Consider the following 14,220-nt stretch of genomic DNA (forward strand, 5'->3'; position numbering starts at 1 on the left):
CGCTGGGCCGGGCGCCCGGTCGGGTTACTGCGTGCCGCGCTGCACGAACGGCGCCTGGCGGTAGAGCCGGCGCTCGCCGCCGCGCGGGTCGTCTTCGAGCCGCGAGGGCGCGTCGAAGACCATCGTCTCGCGGCGGTCCAGGCCGTACGGCGCCCAGTGCGTCAGGCCGGCGTGGTTCGGGTCCCCCGAACGCGCGAACGCGAGCAGGGCGCCCTGCATCGCCGCTGCCATGTCGCGCGCGCGCGCATCGTCGCCGGCGCGGCTGCCGGCACCGGCAACGGTGCCGAACACCAGCGGGATGTCGAGGCCGTGGAGGGCGCGCAACCGCTCGCCGCCGTGCGGATACCAGTCGAGCTGATAGGCCCAGGTGTTGCGGCCCTGTGCGGCGCGCACTTCCAGTTCTTCGACTGCACCGCGCCACGAGCGGCCGGCGGTGGTGGCGGCGAAGAACACCTCCGACGGTGTGTAGTCGGGATACATGCGGCGGTACTCGGCGATCACCACCGCCGGGTCGAGGTCGACGAACTGCTGCGTGCGCAACCGCGCCGGCAGCGCGTCCCAGTCCAGGCTGAAGTTGTCCGGATCGTGCCCGAGGAAGGCGCGGGTTTCGTCGCGCGTATTGCCGATCACCATCGGGATCTGCGCCGATTGCGGGGGTGCGTCAGGCCAGAAGGGATGGCGCGGCAACGTCACGGTGTCCACGACCGGGCCGAAGTACAGGCTGCTGTCCTCGACCCGCGAGGGATCACGGGTGCGCTGCGCGTCGAGCAGGGCCTGCATCGGCATCGTGCGCAATCTTTCGACGTCCGTCGGCGCCACGCCCAGCGCGTCGAGGTACAGCCGCGCGCGCTGGTCGGCGGCGCGCGGGCCGGCCGCGGTGACCTGCTGCCCGCTCATCGTCCAGGCCCGGTGGAACAGCCCGCGCGCGGCCGGCATCGCCATCAGCGTGGCGATCTTCGCGCCGCCGCCGGACTGGCCGAACAGCGTCACGTTGCCGGCGTCGCCGCCGAACTCGTCGGCGTGCGCGGCGATCCATTGCAGCGCCTGCACCAGATCGAGTTGCCCGACATTGCCCGACCGCGCCAGCGCCGGGCCGCCGAGCTCGCGCAGCGCCAGGTACCCGAATGCGTTCAAACGATGGTTCAAGGTGACGACCACGACGTCGCCGCGGCGGCACAACGACCCGCCGTCGTAGAGCGGATCGCTGCCCGATCCGGTCGAAAACGCGCCGCCGTGGATGTAGACCAGGATCGGTCGGCGCGCACCATCGCGCAGCCCGGGCGTCCAGACGTTGAGGAACAGGCAGTCCTCGCTGCCCGGGCCTTCGCCGCCGCGTTGCGGCGCGGACGCGCCGTAGGCCAGTGCGTCGTGCACGCCGCGCCAGGCCGGCGCGGGCGCGGCGGGCATGAACCGGCGCGGCGCGGTGTCGGCGCCGTAGTGCACGCCGCGGAAGACGTGCACGCCGTCCTCGATCGCGCCGCCGAGGCGGCCGCCGGCCACGCGCGCGAGGCTGGTACGGGGCGCGGCGGCGAATGCCGCGGGCAGGGCGGCAAGCGCGCCGGCAAAGGCGCCGGCTTGGAGCAGGCGGCGGCGGTGGAGGTCGGTCGGCGTGTCGGTCATGGGCGTGGAGGCAGGCTGTCGATCCAGTCGAGGGCGAGGTGCGGCCAGCGCGCCAACGGGCCGTGCGCATCGCGCACGCCAAAGCCGTGGCCGCCGGTGGGGAAGACGTGCAGCGAGGCCGGCACACCGGCGACGAGAGCGGCGGCGTGCATTGCCAGCGCGTTGCCGACCGGCACCGCGGGGTCGTCCTGTGCGTGCAGCAGGAACAGGGGCGGCGTGCGTGCGTCGACATCGCGCTCGGGCGACAGTCGCGCCAATGCGCGCTCGGCCGGCGTGTCGCTCGCGGCCACCAGGCGGTCGCGCGACCCGGCGTGCGCGAGGCCGTCGCGCATCGAAATCACCGGATAGATCAGCAGTGCGAAGTCCGGGCGCGCGTCCACGAGGTCGATCGCGTCGACCGGCACGTAGGCCGGCGCTGGATGGGTCGCCAGCCGGGCGGCGACATGCCCCCCGGCCGAGAACCCCATCACGCCGATGCGGGCCGGGTCGATGCCGTGGTCGCGGGCGCGGGCGCGAATGATCCGCAACGCGCGCTGGGCATCGGCGAGCGGGGCGTCGGCGCCTTCGGCATGCCGCCGGTCGGGCAAGCGGTAATGCAGCACGAACAGCGTGACGCCGCCGATGTCCACGAAGGCGGGCACCAAGGCCGAGCCCTCTTTGTCGAGCACGACGCGGGCATAGCCGCCACCGGGCACGACCAGCAGCGCCGCGCCATTGGGCTGCGCAGGCACATGCACCGCCAGATAGGGCCGACGTACATCCTCGATGATGCGATCGGGGCGCGTCGGATCCCGGCTGCGCTCGGTGACCCGGTCGCCGCCGTCCGACGCGCCGGCGGCCGGCCACAGGTCGATGCGTTCCTTCTCTGCAATCGGGGCGGCCTGCACGGCGCCGAGGCCGGCGGCGCCGAATAGCAGCAGCGCACAAGACAGCGGGCGGATGGATCTACGCAGCATGGCGAGTATTCCGACGATACGTGTGGCGTGCGACGACTTTTGCCGCACTGCACATTGAAGATGACACCGGTTTACCATACAAGACATTCCCAGCGTCCGCGATCTGCGGCGCAGCAACGACCAGGTCAGGAGATCGAGTTTGAACAACGGCACCGCGCATCCGACCGCGCAGGACGCTCCTGCGGACCCGACTCGGGGCATCGTCGATGCCTTCGGGCACGCGCGCCGCAATGGCGCCGCGCTTGCCGACTTCCCAGGGGTCATTCCCGACACGCTGGTCGCCGCCTATGCCGTGCAGGACGCCGCGATCGCGGCCTGGCCCGATGCCGTCGTCGGCTGGAAGGTCGGCTATATCGCGGCCGAGCGGCGTGACGTCTCGGGCGATGACCGCCTGCTCGGCCCGATCTTCCGGCGCAATCTGCAGCAGGCCGGGCCGGGCACGCGCATCGCGGTGTTCGCCGGCGGCTTCGGTGCGATCGAGGCCGAGTACGTGCTGCGGCTGGACGCCGACGCGCCCGCCGACAAGCTCGATTGGAGCCCGGACGAAGCGGCCGCGCATCCGGCCACGCTGTTCATCGGGCTGGAGGTGGCCAGCAGCCCGCTGGCGACCATCAATGTGCTCGGCCCGCGCGTGGTGATCTCCGATTTCGGCAACAACAACGGCCTGGTCGTCGGCGGCGAGATCGCCGACTGGACTGGCCTGGACGAAGCACGCCTGCGGGTGGAGAGTCGTATCGACGGCGACGTTGTGGGCAGTGGCGGGGCGACCACGCTGCCCGGCGGTCTGCGTGCGGCCTTCGCGTTCGCGTTGGCGCGTTCGGCGCGGCGCGGCCGCCCGCTGCGCCGCGGTGAGCTGATCGCGACCGGCAATGCCACCGGTATCCACGACATCGCGCCCGGCCAGCGCGCCGACGTGATCTTCGACGGCCACGGCACGATCGCCGTCGAGGTGGAGGCCGCCGCGCCCCTGACGCCCGGGACGGTCGCATGACCTCGCGTCGGCGCTTTCTGGCCGGGCTCGGCGCGGTATGCGCCGCGCCCTTGCTGCCCGCGGCCTTGCGTGCCGACGACGGCGCAACCGTGCTGACCGCCACCGACGTGCACGTCGCCGGCTATCCGACGGTCGAGGCGGTGAAGTGGATCGGCGAGACGCTCGAACGCGAGACCGGTGGCCGCGTGCGGCTGCGCCAGTATCACTCCGGGCAGTTGGGGCGCGAGGCCGAGGCGATCGACATGGCGCGCTTCGGCGCGATCGACATGACCCGCGTCTACGCCGGTGCGCTCAACAACGCCTTCCCGCTGACCACTGCGCTGTGCCTGCCGTATGCATTCGACTCGGTCGCGCATTTGCGCCATGCGCTGGATGCGGGTGTGGCCCAGATCGTGCTCGACGGCTTCGCCAGCCGCGACCTGGTCGGACTGGCGGTGTACGACAGCGGCGCACGCTGTTTCTACAACACCCGCCACGCGATCCGCACGCCGGGCGATCTGCATGGCCTGAAGCTGCGCGTGGCCTCGTCGGACATGTTCATCGACCTGATGCGGCTGCTCGGCGCCAACCCCACGCCGATGTCGCTCGGCGACACATTCTCGGGCATGGAGACGCACATGATCGACGGCGCGGAGAACAACATGCGCAGCTTCCATTCCAGCCGCCATTTCGAGGCAGCGCGGTTCTGGTCGCAGAGCGAGCACTCCTATGCGCCGGACATCCTGCTGATCTCGCGCCGCTCGCTCGCTGCGCTGGCGCCGGCCGACCGCGATCTGCTGATCGACACCGCCCGCGCCTCGGTGCCGGTGATGCGCCGGCTGTGGGACGCGTCGGAGGAAGCCGCGCGCCAGGCCGTGCGCGATGACGGCATCGCGTTCAACGAGGTCGACATGGACGCATTCCGTGCGGCAGCTGCGCCGTTGCGCGAGCGCTACCTGCGCCAGCCCGAACTCCAGACCCTCTACCGTCGCATCCGCGACTTCGCCTGACACACGGGGACCCCGCGATGTCCGAAGCCTCGACTCTCCCGCCGCTGGGTGCCGCCGGGCGCCTGCTCGAGCGGATCGCCCATCTCGCCATCGCCATCGCCGCCACGGCCTTGTTCGGGCTGGTCATCGTGCAGGGCTGGCAGGTGTTCGCCCGCTACGTGATCAACGATTCGCCCAGTTGGACAGAGCCGGTCACGCTGCTGCTGCTGAGCACCGCGATGAGCCTGGGCGCGGCCGCCGGCGTGCACACCAACCGGCACTTCGGCTTCTACCTGCTGCACGACCACGTACGCCCGGCGGTCCGGCGCGGGATCGATCTGCTGGTGCCGCTGGTGATTGTCGCGATCGGCGCGGTCATCGCCTGGTGGGGCGCGTTGCTGCTGCTCGACGGGTTGCACATCAAGGCCGCGGGCGCGGCGATGCCGCAGAGCATCAACTACCTGCCGCTGTCGATCGGCGGCGCGCTGATGGTGGTCTTCGCACTCAACCGATTCGCATTGGCGCTGCGCCCGCGCGTCGAAGAGGAGGTCCGCTGACATGGCGATCGCGATCCTGTTTCTCGTCTTCGCCGCGCTGTTGGTGCTCGGCGTTCCGGTGGCGTTCGCGCTGGCGGCCGCGGCGCTGGCGACGCTGTTGTATCTGGACCTGCCATCGATCGTGCTGGTGCAGCAGATCTCGGCGGGCACCGGCTCGGCCTCGCTGATCGCCATTCCGTTGTTCATCTTCGCCGGCGAGATCATGATGCGTGGCGGCATCTCCGAGCGCTTGATCGCCCTGGCCTCGTCGCTGGTGGGACGCATGCGCGGCGGCCTGGGCCAGGTGTCGATCCTGTCGTCGCTGTTCTTCGGCGGCGTCTCGGGCTCGGCGATCGCCGACGTTTCGGCAGTGGGCGGCACGATGATCCCGCAGATGGTCAAGCGCGGCTACGACCGCGACTTCGCGGTCAACGTCAGCATCACCGCCGCGCTGGTCGCGTTGCTGGTGCCGCCCTCGCACAACCTGATCCTGTTCTCGGCCGCCGCGGGCGGCGGGCTGTCGATCGCCGACCTGTTCGCGGCCGGCATCGTGCCGGCGCTGCTGATGACGCTGGCCTTGATGGTCACCGGCTATCTGGTCGCGCGTCGCCGCGGCTATGGTGTGGAGATCTTCCCCGGCTGGCGTGCGGTGCTGCTGCGCACGGTCTCGGCGCTGCCGGGCTTGGGCCTGGTCGCGCTGATCTTCGTCGGCATCCGCGCCGGCATCTTCACCGCGGTCGAGAGCGCGGCGATCGCGGTGGTCTACGCGTTGCTGGTGACGATCGTGCTCTATCGGCAGCTGCGCGTGCGCGAGTTCGTCGAGACCATCACCCACGCCGCACGCAGCACCGGCGTGATCCTGTTCGTGATCGCGACCGCATCGGTGTTCGGCTGGCTGCTGGCCTATCTCCAGGTGCCCAGCGCCGCCGTGGAGTTCCTGCAATCGTTCGCGCACAGCAAGCTGGCGGTGCTGCTGATGATCGTGCTGATGCTGCTGTTGCTCGGCACGTTCATGGACTTGGCCCCGCTGATCCTGATCTGCACGCCGATCTTCCTGCCGGTGGCGCGCGCCTATGGCATCGACCCGATCCACTTCGGCCTGGTGCTGGTGCTCACCGGTGGCCTGGGTCTGGTCACGCCGCCGGTCGGCTCGGTGCTGTTCATCGGCACCGCGATCGGCAAGATCACGGTGGGCGAGAGCATGCGCACGATCTGGCCGTTCTGGTTCGCAGGCCTGGGCGTGCTGTTGATCGTGACCCTGTTCCCGAGCCTGTCGCTGTGGCTGCCGGCGATGCTGCGCGCCGGCTGAAGGACGCCTTTCGATCGGCCGTCGTCGCGGCCCGGTCCGTTGCGGACACACGGGGCAAAATCGACTCTGACCCCGGTTTAGGGGGTGGCGCGCTTCTCGGCGGCCTGGGCCCAACGCTCGGCGACCTGGGGCGAGGTCAGGCAGGCGACATCGTCGGTGACGGTGGTCACCGCGCGCTCGAGCAACTGGATGTCGGCCTCGTGCTGGCGTGCGACATGCGGATCCTCGAAGAAGATCGCGCGCCGGCACTGGCGGTCGAGTACCAGATCGGCGATCTGCGCGTCGCCGCCGAGCGGGCCGCTGTTGAACCGCTGCGCCCAAGCCTCGCCGACCGGCCAGCCGCGGCGCCAGGCCAGTTCGTTGAGGCGCTGGCCGGTGGTGCCGGTGGCCACGCGGGTGCGAAAGCGCGAGAGCAGGTCGAAATGGCGGTCGGCGAAGTCGAGCATCTGCGGCTTCATCGCGTCGTGGGCGATCAGCGCGACGGTCTGGGTGTCGAAGGCATGCAGGTCGTCGGCGCCGGGGTCGGGCGGCAGGCCGGCGTGCAGGCGTTCGCACTCGATCCAGTCGCGCGCCGAGGCCACCGTCGACAGGAAGGGCTTGCCCTGGATCACGCACTGGCGCTTGAGCGCGACCGCCTCGGGGAAGATCGACGAGGGGTCCACCGGGTCGATCAGGTAGACCACGCCGTCGAGCGTGCGGCCGTCGCCCAGCCCAACGACTTCGGCGACCAGCTTCATCAGGCCGCCCTCGCGGCCGTAGGGGTAACGCTGCATGCGGGCATGACCGTCGAGTGCGCCGTGACGGGTGATCGCATCGAAGGTGCGGCCGACGATATGCAGTGCGATGTCCAGCTCGCGAATGCCCGCGCCACTGGCCTTGAGCCAGCGGAACAAGGCGGCATCACGGTCGGCATGGTGGCGTCGGTTGGCGGCGAGTCCGAGTCGCATCGTATCGGGCGTGGCAGCGGCGGGAGGTGTGCACGCTAGCACGCGCCGCGCGCTGTGCCGCATTGCGGAATGCGTGGCGGTGCGCGCTCTGCTACGGTCGCTTGGCCATCGGTGTCATCTCGTCGCGACGTGTTGGCGCCTTGCCCTTTTGCTTGAGGAGATGCGCATGCGTTCGCGCCGTTCCCCGCTGCTGGCCGCCATCTGTGTGGTCGGGCTGCTATTGGCGGACGGCGTCGCCGCCGCACCGCCCGTTTCGTCTGCCGCACCCGCCAGCCAGGCCTGGGCGCGCGGTATCGAACACCAGCGCAAGGCCGACCTGGGCGACGGCACGTTTCTCAATCCGGTGTTCGCAGGCGACCGGCCTGATCCGTCCGTGCTCAAGGACGGCGAGGACTACTACCTCACGCTGTCCTCGTTCGATGCCTATCCCGGCCTGCCGCTCTGGCATTCGCGCGATCTGGTGAACTGGGAGCCGCTGGGCCACGCGATCACCCGCAATGTCGGCTCGATCTGGGCGCCGGACATCGTCAAGCATGACGGGCGCTATTACATCTACTTCCCCGCCCGTACCGGCGGCACCGAGGGCGCGGAGCGCAGCAACTATGTGGTCTGGGCCGACGATATCCGCGGGCCGTGGAGCGAGCCGGTCGAGATCGGCCTGGGCCGTTACATCGACCCGGGCCACGCGGTCGGCGAGGACGGCAAGCGCTACCTGTTCCTGAGCGGCGGCGATTACGTGCAGTTGTCCGATGACGGCCTGTCGGTCGTCGGCGAGCCGCGGCACGTCTACGACGGCTGGCAGTACCCGCAGGACTGGGACGTCGAGGCCTATGCGCAGGAAGGCCCGAAGATCCACAAGCGCGGCGACTGGTACTACATGACCACCGCGGTTGGCGGCACTGCCGGTCCGCCGACCGGGCATATGGTGATCACCGCACGCGCGCGCTCGATCCACGGGCCGTGGGAGAACTCGCCCTACAACCCGATCGTGCGCACCGTCGATCGCAGCGAACCGTGGTGGTCGCGCGGCCATGCGACGGTGATCGAGGGCACCGACGAGCGCTGGTGGATGATCTACCACGGCTACGAAAACGGGTACTGGACCCTTGGCCGGCAGGCGCTGCTCGAGCCGATCGAATGGACCGACGACGGCTGGTTCGTGGCCCGTGGCGGCGACCTGGGCCGGCCGCTGGCCAAGCCCAGCGGGACCTCGGTCGGCGCGCACGGCATGGCGCTGTCGGACGACTTCCGCAGCGGCCGCCTGGGCCACCAGTGGGCATTCTTCGATCCGGCGCCCGATGAGTACGCGCGGTTGCGCTTCAGCGACGGCACGCTGACCGTGCAGGGCAAGGGCCGCACGCCGCGCGACGCGTCGCCGCTGACGGTGATCGCCGGCGACAAGGCCTACCAGTTCGAGGTCGAGATGGAGATCGAGCCCGGCGCGATCGGCGGCGCGCTGCTGTTCTACAGCGACCGGTTGTACGTGGGCGTCGGCAGCAACGGCGAGCGCACGGTCATGCACCGCTACGGGCTGGAGCGCCCCAGCGCCGGGTTGCCGGCCGGCAAGGGTGGCCGGTTGTGGGTGCGGGTGACCAACGACCGCCACATCGTCACCATCCACACCAGCGCCGACGGCCACAGCTGGGAGAAGTACCCGGTGCAGATGGAGGTCTCGGGCTATCACCACAACGTCGCCGGCGGCTTCCTGGCGCTCAAGCCCGCGCTCTACGCCGCGGGCGAGGGCAAGGTGCACTTCCGCGATTTCCGCTTCCGGGCCCTGGACTGAACACCGCCGGGGCGCGGACGGCGGGCCCGCACAACTGCCGCTAGAATGGAAACCGCACGACAACCGGCCCCTGGGGGACCACGGATGCCCACAGAGAACAAGACGATCCGGGGCGGCGGCACGCTGCCGCGCGCGGCCACGATCAACGACATCGCCCGTCTGGCGGGGGTCTCGAAGAAGACCGTCTCGCGCATCATCAACCATTCGCCGCTGGTGCGGCAGGACACGCGAGAGAAGGTCGAGGCGCTGATGCGCGAGGTCGGCTACGTGCCCGACCCGCTGGCGCGCGGCCTGGCGTTCCGCCGTTCGTTCCTGATCGGCATGGTCTACGACAATCCGACCGCGCAGTTCATCGTCAACATGCAGTACGGCGCACTCGACACCCTGCGCGACTCGGGCTACGAGCTGGTCGTCCATCCCTGCGACAGCCGCAGCCCGAACTACATCGACGGCGTGCGCCGCTTCGTCCAGCAGCAGAAGCTGCACGGGGTGATGCTGGTGCCGCGCGTGTCCGAAGACCAGGCGCTGGCCGACATGCTGGCCGAGACCGGCTGCCGCTACGTGCGCATCGCCGCGGTGTCGATGGACGCCCCCGAGCGCATGGTCGTCACCCACGACCACGACGGCGCGGCCGAGGTTGCCGACTACCTGCAGTCGCTGGGCCACCGCGACATCGCGATGATCACGGGTCCGCGCGACTACCGCTCCGCGATCGAGCGGTCGACCGGGTTCGTCTCCGCGCTCGAGCGCCGCGGCGTGGCGATGCCCAAATCGCGGATCGTCGAGGCCGGCTACACCTTCGAGTCGGGCGTGGCCGCGGCCGAGAAGCTGCTGGGCGCGAAGAAGCGGCCGACGGCGATCTTCTGCGGCAACGACGAAATGGCCGCCGGCGTCTACCGCGTGGCGATGCGCGCGGGCATCAGCATTCCCCGGCAACTGTCGGTAGTCGGTTACGACGACAGCCCGCTGGCCTCCCGGCTGTGGCCGCCGCTGACTTCGGTGCGGCGCGACACCCGCGATACCGGCCGGATCTCGGCGGCGATGCTGCTGCAGCCCGAGGGCGCACCGCGCCCACTGGCGAGCGTCCGGCCGCATCTGGTGGTCCGCGACTCCTGCCAGCCGCCGGACTGAAGGCGCCGCCCATCGCCGTCCCCCGGACGCGCAGCCCGCAATGCTGGGCTGCCATCGGCGACCCAGGTCCGGACGCGATCGCGCAGCCGCGTCTGCGCGTCACCCCGCAACCGACCGCTCTACGTCTGCCGTGCCCGCAGAACGCTGCCGGCCGCTTTGTCGCGGCGCGGTATGACACCGGTTACCGAAAGGCCTAGAATGCCCGTTCCCGACGTTCCGCCGCTCGGAGCCGCCATGTACCAGAAGACCTACCATGCGACCCACCCGGGCGTGATGCAGGGCATCGACAACGACGCGCTGCGCGATCTCTACCTGCTCGATGGGCTGTTCGCCGACGATGCACTGCGCCTGAGCTACACGCATTACGAGCGCTTCGTGATCGGCGGTGCGTTGCCGGTCTCCGGCCCGCTGTCGCTGCCCGTGCAGACCGAGCCGGCCTCGGCCGCGGGTCGGCCGTTCCTGGAGCGGCGCGAGCTCGGCGTGGTCAACGTCGGTGCCGGGCCGGGCACCGTGACCGTCGACGGCACCGCGTACCCGCTCGCACCCAAGGACGGGCTGTACGTGCCGATGGGCAGTGCCGAGGTGGACTTCGCGTCCGACGATGCGGCGACGCCGGCGAAGTTCTATCTGGCCTCCACGCCGGCGCACGCGCGCTTCGAAACCAAGAAGATCTCGATCGCCGAGGCCGTGCCGCTCGAGCGCGGATCGCTTGCGACCAGCAACGAACGCACGATCTACCAGTACATCGTGCCGGCCACGTGCGCGTCTTCGCAGTTGCTGCTGGGCCTGACGATCCTCAAGCCGGGCAGCGTCTGGAACACGATGCCGCCGCATCTGCACGACCGGCGCAGCGAGGTCTACTTCTACTTCGATCTGGGCGCCGACGACCGCGTCTACCACTTCATGGGCGAGCCGCACGCGCAGCGCCACATCGTGGTGGCCGACGGCGAGGCCGTGGTGTCGCCGCCGTGGTCGATCCACATGGGCGCCGGCACCTCGAACTACTGCTTCATCTGGGCCATGGGCGGGGAGAACCTCGACTACACCGATATGCACGTGCTCGACATCTGCCAGCTCAAGTGACGTTCCCGCCGCGCCATGCGCGGCATTTTCGCCATCGCTCCACAGGAGAGTTCCACCATGACGAATCCGTTCAGCCTCCAAGGCAAGGTCGCGCTGGTCACCGGCGCCAACACCGGTCTGGGGCAGGGCATCGCACTGGCGCTCGCGCAGGCCGGCGCCGACATCGCTGCCGCCGGCATCCAGCCGCCGAGCGAGACGCAGGCCAAAGTCGAAGCGCTGGGCCGGCGCTTTGTCGCCATCGAGGCGAACCTGATCAGCATCGAGCCGGTCGACCGCGTGCTGCGCGAAACGCTCGACGGCCTGGGCCGTCTCGACGTACTGGTCAACAACGCCGGGCTGATCCGCCGTGCCGATGCGGTCGATTTCAGCGAACAGGACTGGGACGACGTGATGAACGTCAACATCAAGTCGGCCTTCTTCCTGTCGCAGGCGGTCGGCCGCCACTTCATCGCCAACGGCGGCGGCAAGATCATCAATATCGCCTCGATGCTGTCATTCCAGGGCGGCATCCGCGTGCCGTCCTACACGGCCAGCAAGTCGGGCATCGCCGGTATCACGCGCCTGCTGGCCAACGAGTGGGCGGGCAAGCACATCAACATCAACGCCATCGCGCCCGGTTACATGGCGACTGACAACACCGCGCAGTTGCGCGCCGACCAGGCGCGCAACCAGGCCATCCTCGAGCGCATTCCGGCCGGCCGCTGGGGCGAGCCGTCGGACCTGGGCGGGACCGCAGTGTTCCTGGCCAGCCGCGCCTCGGACTACGTCAACGGCGCGGTGATCCCGGTCGACGGCGGCTGGCTGGCGCGCTGATCCGCTTCGCTTTTCTTTTCGCGGGTCGCCGCCCCGGCGGTCCGCATTCCCCCTCGAACACGCAAGAGAGACACGCAATGAAGATCGCATTGATGCAGGAATTCAGCCAGGCCGCGAAGAACCCGGTCGTCCTGGAGCAACTTCAGACGGTCGCCGCCGAGCAGGGCCACACCGTCTTCAACGTCGGCATGGACGGCGACAACGACCACCGCCTGACCTACATCCACCTTGGCATCTGCGCCGCGCTGCTGCTCAATGCCAAGGCGGTCGACTTCGTCGTCGCCGGTTGCGGCACCGGTCAGGGCGCGATGATGTCGCTCAACGCCTGGCCGGGCGTCTACTGCGGCTACTGCATCGAGCCGACCGACGCGTTCCTGTTCGCACAGGTCAACAACGGCAACGCGCTGGCGCTGCCGTTTGCCAAGGGCTACGGCTGGGGCGCGGAGATCAACATCCGCTACATCTTCGAGAAGGCCTTCGCAGGCGAGCGCGGCCAAGGCTACCCGGCCGAGCGCAAGGCATCGCAGATGACCAACGCCGGCATCCTGGCGCAGGTCAAGCAGGGCGCGTCGAAGGACTTCGTCGAGGGCTTGAAGGCGATCGACCAGGACCTGGTGAAGCAGGCCGTCGGCGGTGCGCGCTTCCAGCAGGCGTTCTTCGACAACGCGCAGGACGAGGCGATCGTCGCCTACGTCAAGGGCGTGCTGGGGCAGTAAGCCCCGCGTCGCTGACAACGCAGGCCGCTGCCAGGGGCGGCGGCCTGCGGTCGATCCGGAACGCCGTGCGGAGCGTCGCCACGATGAAACGTCTGCTGTCGCTGCTGTCGCTGCTGTGCCTGGGGGCCGTGGGCACTGCGTTCGCCGCCTCGCCTGCACCGCATCGCATCTTCATCGCCGGCGATTCGACCGCGGCGACCTATGGCCCCGAGCGGGCACCGCAGGCCGGCTGGGGTCAGGCGCTGCCGCGCTGGACCGCCGACGGCTGGGAGGTGCGCAACCACGCGATGGGCGGGCGCAGCACCCGCAGCTTCATCGACGAAGGCCGGCTGGACGCGATCGCCAGCGAGATCGGCGCAGGCGATGTGTTGCTGATCCAGTTCGGCCACAACGATGCCAAGCGCGAGGACCCCGCGCGCTACACCGATCCGGCGACCGACTACCCGCGCTGGCTCCAGCGCTACATCGACGTGGCGCGCGAGCAGGGCGCCACGCCCATCCTGATTACCCCGGTCGCGCGGTTGCGCTACGACTTCGGTTCGCTGATCGACACGCATGGCCGCTACACGCTGGCGATGCAGGCCGTGGCGACCCGCGAGAACGTGGCGCTGATCGATCTCAATGCCGCGTCTAGCGATTGGATCCGCGTCCATGGCGAAGACGGTGCCAAGCCCTACTTCATGCACGTGCCGGCGCAGGACAAGGCCGACGGCACTCATTTCAGCGAGGCCGGTGCCGATGCGGTCGCCTGCCTCGTCGCGGCCGGCTGGCGTGGCCTCGATGCCGACGCGCCGGTCAAGCACGTCACCGCAGCCGACTGCCACGCATTGCCCGCGCCGCCGCCCGACTCGGTGTCGCCGTCGGTCGTCGTACAGGAGCGCGACATTGCGGTCCAACAGCCCGGGCCGCACGAAGGTGCCGGCACGACGACGGCCTATCCGTTCTTCGATGACGCGACCGGCCTGGACCTGGTGTTCCGCAAGCGCGCACTGCACCCCGGCGCGACGATCGGCGAACACGTCAACGACAAGGACGAGATCTACTACGTGCTGTCCGGGCGCGGGCGACTGCTGCTGGGCGAGACCGTGCGCGAGGTCGGCCCAGGCGATGCGATCCTGACCCGCGACGGCGACCGCCACGCGCTCGACCAGGTCGGCGACGAGGACCTGGTGATCTTCATCGTCTATCGTCCGGTGCGTCGCTGAGCGAGTACTGCGGCAGGCCCGTGCCCCCACCCGACACGCGTTGCGTGTCGACCTTGTAAGTTGCTTTTGCGGTCCGGGAGTTGGCATTTTTCGGATCGCCCCGTGCCAGACCGTCCGACCTTTGATCGATCAGATCGTGGGGGAGCTTGGGTCGGCATC

Annotated in this window: 14 protein-coding genes; 10 read left to right on the forward strand and 4 right to left on the reverse strand. The window is 69.8% G+C overall.

From position 1 onward, the window contains the following. Positions 1-24 precede the first annotated feature (24 nt). Together ABE487_RS02615 and ABE487_RS02620 are read right to left on the reverse strand one after the other, a co-directional pair. A complete protein-coding gene (locus tag ABE487_RS02615; RefSeq protein WP_346447294.1) occupies positions 25-1,620 on the reverse strand; it encodes a carboxylesterase/lipase family protein in 1,596 nt (531 codons plus the stop codon). Next, positions 1,617-2,576, reverse strand: a complete 960-nt coding sequence (locus tag ABE487_RS02620) for an alpha/beta hydrolase (protein ID WP_346447293.1) — start codon at positions 2,574-2,576, stop codon at positions 1,617-1,619. Before ABE487_RS02620 ends, ABE487_RS02615 begins: the two co-directional genes overlap by 4 nt. A gap of 199 nt (positions 2,577-2,775) precedes the next feature. On the opposite strand from ABE487_RS02620, the gene ABE487_RS02625 reads away from it, so the two are divergent. The 4 genes from ABE487_RS02625 to ABE487_RS02640 are packed head-to-tail and all read left to right on the forward strand — an operon-like array spanning position 2,776 to position 6,380. Further along, on the forward strand, positions 2,776-3,567 hold the full coding sequence (locus ABE487_RS02625) for a 2-keto-4-pentenoate hydratase (protein ID WP_346447313.1): 792 nt from the start codon (positions 2,776-2,778) through the stop codon (positions 3,565-3,567). Then, the gene (locus ABE487_RS02630) at positions 3,564-4,556 is read left to right on the forward strand and encodes a TRAP transporter substrate-binding protein (protein ID WP_346450833.1); all 993 of its coding nucleotides are present in this window, start codon (positions 3,564-3,566) and stop codon (positions 4,554-4,556) included. The genes ABE487_RS02625 and ABE487_RS02630 overlap by 4 nt, the downstream gene beginning before the upstream one ends. A 17-nt stretch (positions 4,557-4,573) precedes the next feature. Next, a complete protein-coding gene (locus ABE487_RS02635) occupies positions 4,574-5,092 on the forward strand; it encodes a TRAP transporter small permease (RefSeq protein ID WP_346450835.1) in 519 nt (172 codons plus the stop codon). A gap of 1 nt (position 5,093) precedes the next feature. Next, a complete protein-coding gene (locus tag ABE487_RS02640) occupies positions 5,094-6,380 on the forward strand; it encodes a TRAP transporter large permease (RefSeq protein WP_346450837.1) in 1,287 nt (428 codons plus the stop codon). A 77-nt stretch (positions 6,381-6,457) separates the two neighbouring features. On the opposite strand, the gene ABE487_RS02645 is transcribed toward ABE487_RS02640, so the two are convergent. Continuing rightward, the gene (locus tag ABE487_RS02645; protein ID WP_346447290.1) at positions 6,458-7,327 is read right to left on the reverse strand and encodes a methylglyoxal synthase; all 870 of its coding nucleotides are present in this window, start codon (positions 7,325-7,327) and stop codon (positions 6,458-6,460) included. 160 nt (positions 7,328-7,487) lie between these two features. Between ABE487_RS02645 and ABE487_RS02650 the strand changes: the two genes are divergently transcribed. From ABE487_RS02650 to ABE487_RS02675, 6 genes are all read left to right on the forward strand, one after another. After that, complete coding sequence (locus tag ABE487_RS02650) at positions 7,488-9,113, forward strand: family 43 glycosylhydrolase (RefSeq protein WP_346447289.1); 1,626 nt, start codon at positions 7,488-7,490, stop codon at positions 9,111-9,113. A gap of 84 nt (positions 9,114-9,197) precedes the next feature. Further along, entirely contained in the window at positions 9,198-10,244 is a 1,047-nt protein-coding gene (locus ABE487_RS02655) for a LacI family DNA-binding transcriptional regulator (RefSeq protein WP_346450839.1), read from the forward strand. A 234-nt stretch (positions 10,245-10,478) separates the two neighbouring features. Then, positions 10,479-11,327 carry a 5-dehydro-4-deoxy-D-glucuronate isomerase gene (kduI, locus tag ABE487_RS02660; RefSeq protein ID WP_346441644.1) on the forward strand — a complete coding sequence of 283 codons (849 nt, stop codon included), beginning with the start codon at positions 10,479-10,481 and terminating at the stop codon, positions 11,325-11,327. A 57-nt stretch (positions 11,328-11,384) separates the two neighbouring features. Further along, on the forward strand, positions 11,385-12,140 hold the full coding sequence (kduD, locus tag ABE487_RS02665; protein WP_346441643.1) for a 2-dehydro-3-deoxy-D-gluconate 5-dehydrogenase KduD: 756 nt from the start codon (positions 11,385-11,387) through the stop codon (positions 12,138-12,140). 77 nt (positions 12,141-12,217) lie between these two features. After that, positions 12,218-12,856, forward strand: coding sequence for an RpiB/LacA/LacB family sugar-phosphate isomerase (locus ABE487_RS02670; protein ID WP_346441642.1), 639 nt, complete (start codon positions 12,218-12,220; stop codon positions 12,854-12,856). Positions 12,857-12,939: 83 nt separating this feature from the next. Then, a complete protein-coding gene (locus ABE487_RS02675) occupies positions 12,940-14,061 on the forward strand; it encodes a GDSL-type esterase/lipase family protein (RefSeq protein ID WP_346450840.1) in 1,122 nt (373 codons plus the stop codon). Here the strand turns inward: ABE487_RS02675 and ABE487_RS02680 are convergent. Next, positions 14,033-14,220: hypothetical protein (locus ABE487_RS02680; RefSeq protein ID WP_346450842.1), on the reverse strand; the 188-nt coding region annotated here is incomplete at its 5' end. The genes ABE487_RS02675 and ABE487_RS02680 overlap by 29 nt on opposite strands.

Origin of the sequence: Luteimonas sp. TWI596 (genome assembly GCF_039674105.1) — a bacterium.
Classification (GTDB): domain Bacteria; phylum Pseudomonadota; class Gammaproteobacteria; order Xanthomonadales; family Xanthomonadaceae; genus Luteimonas.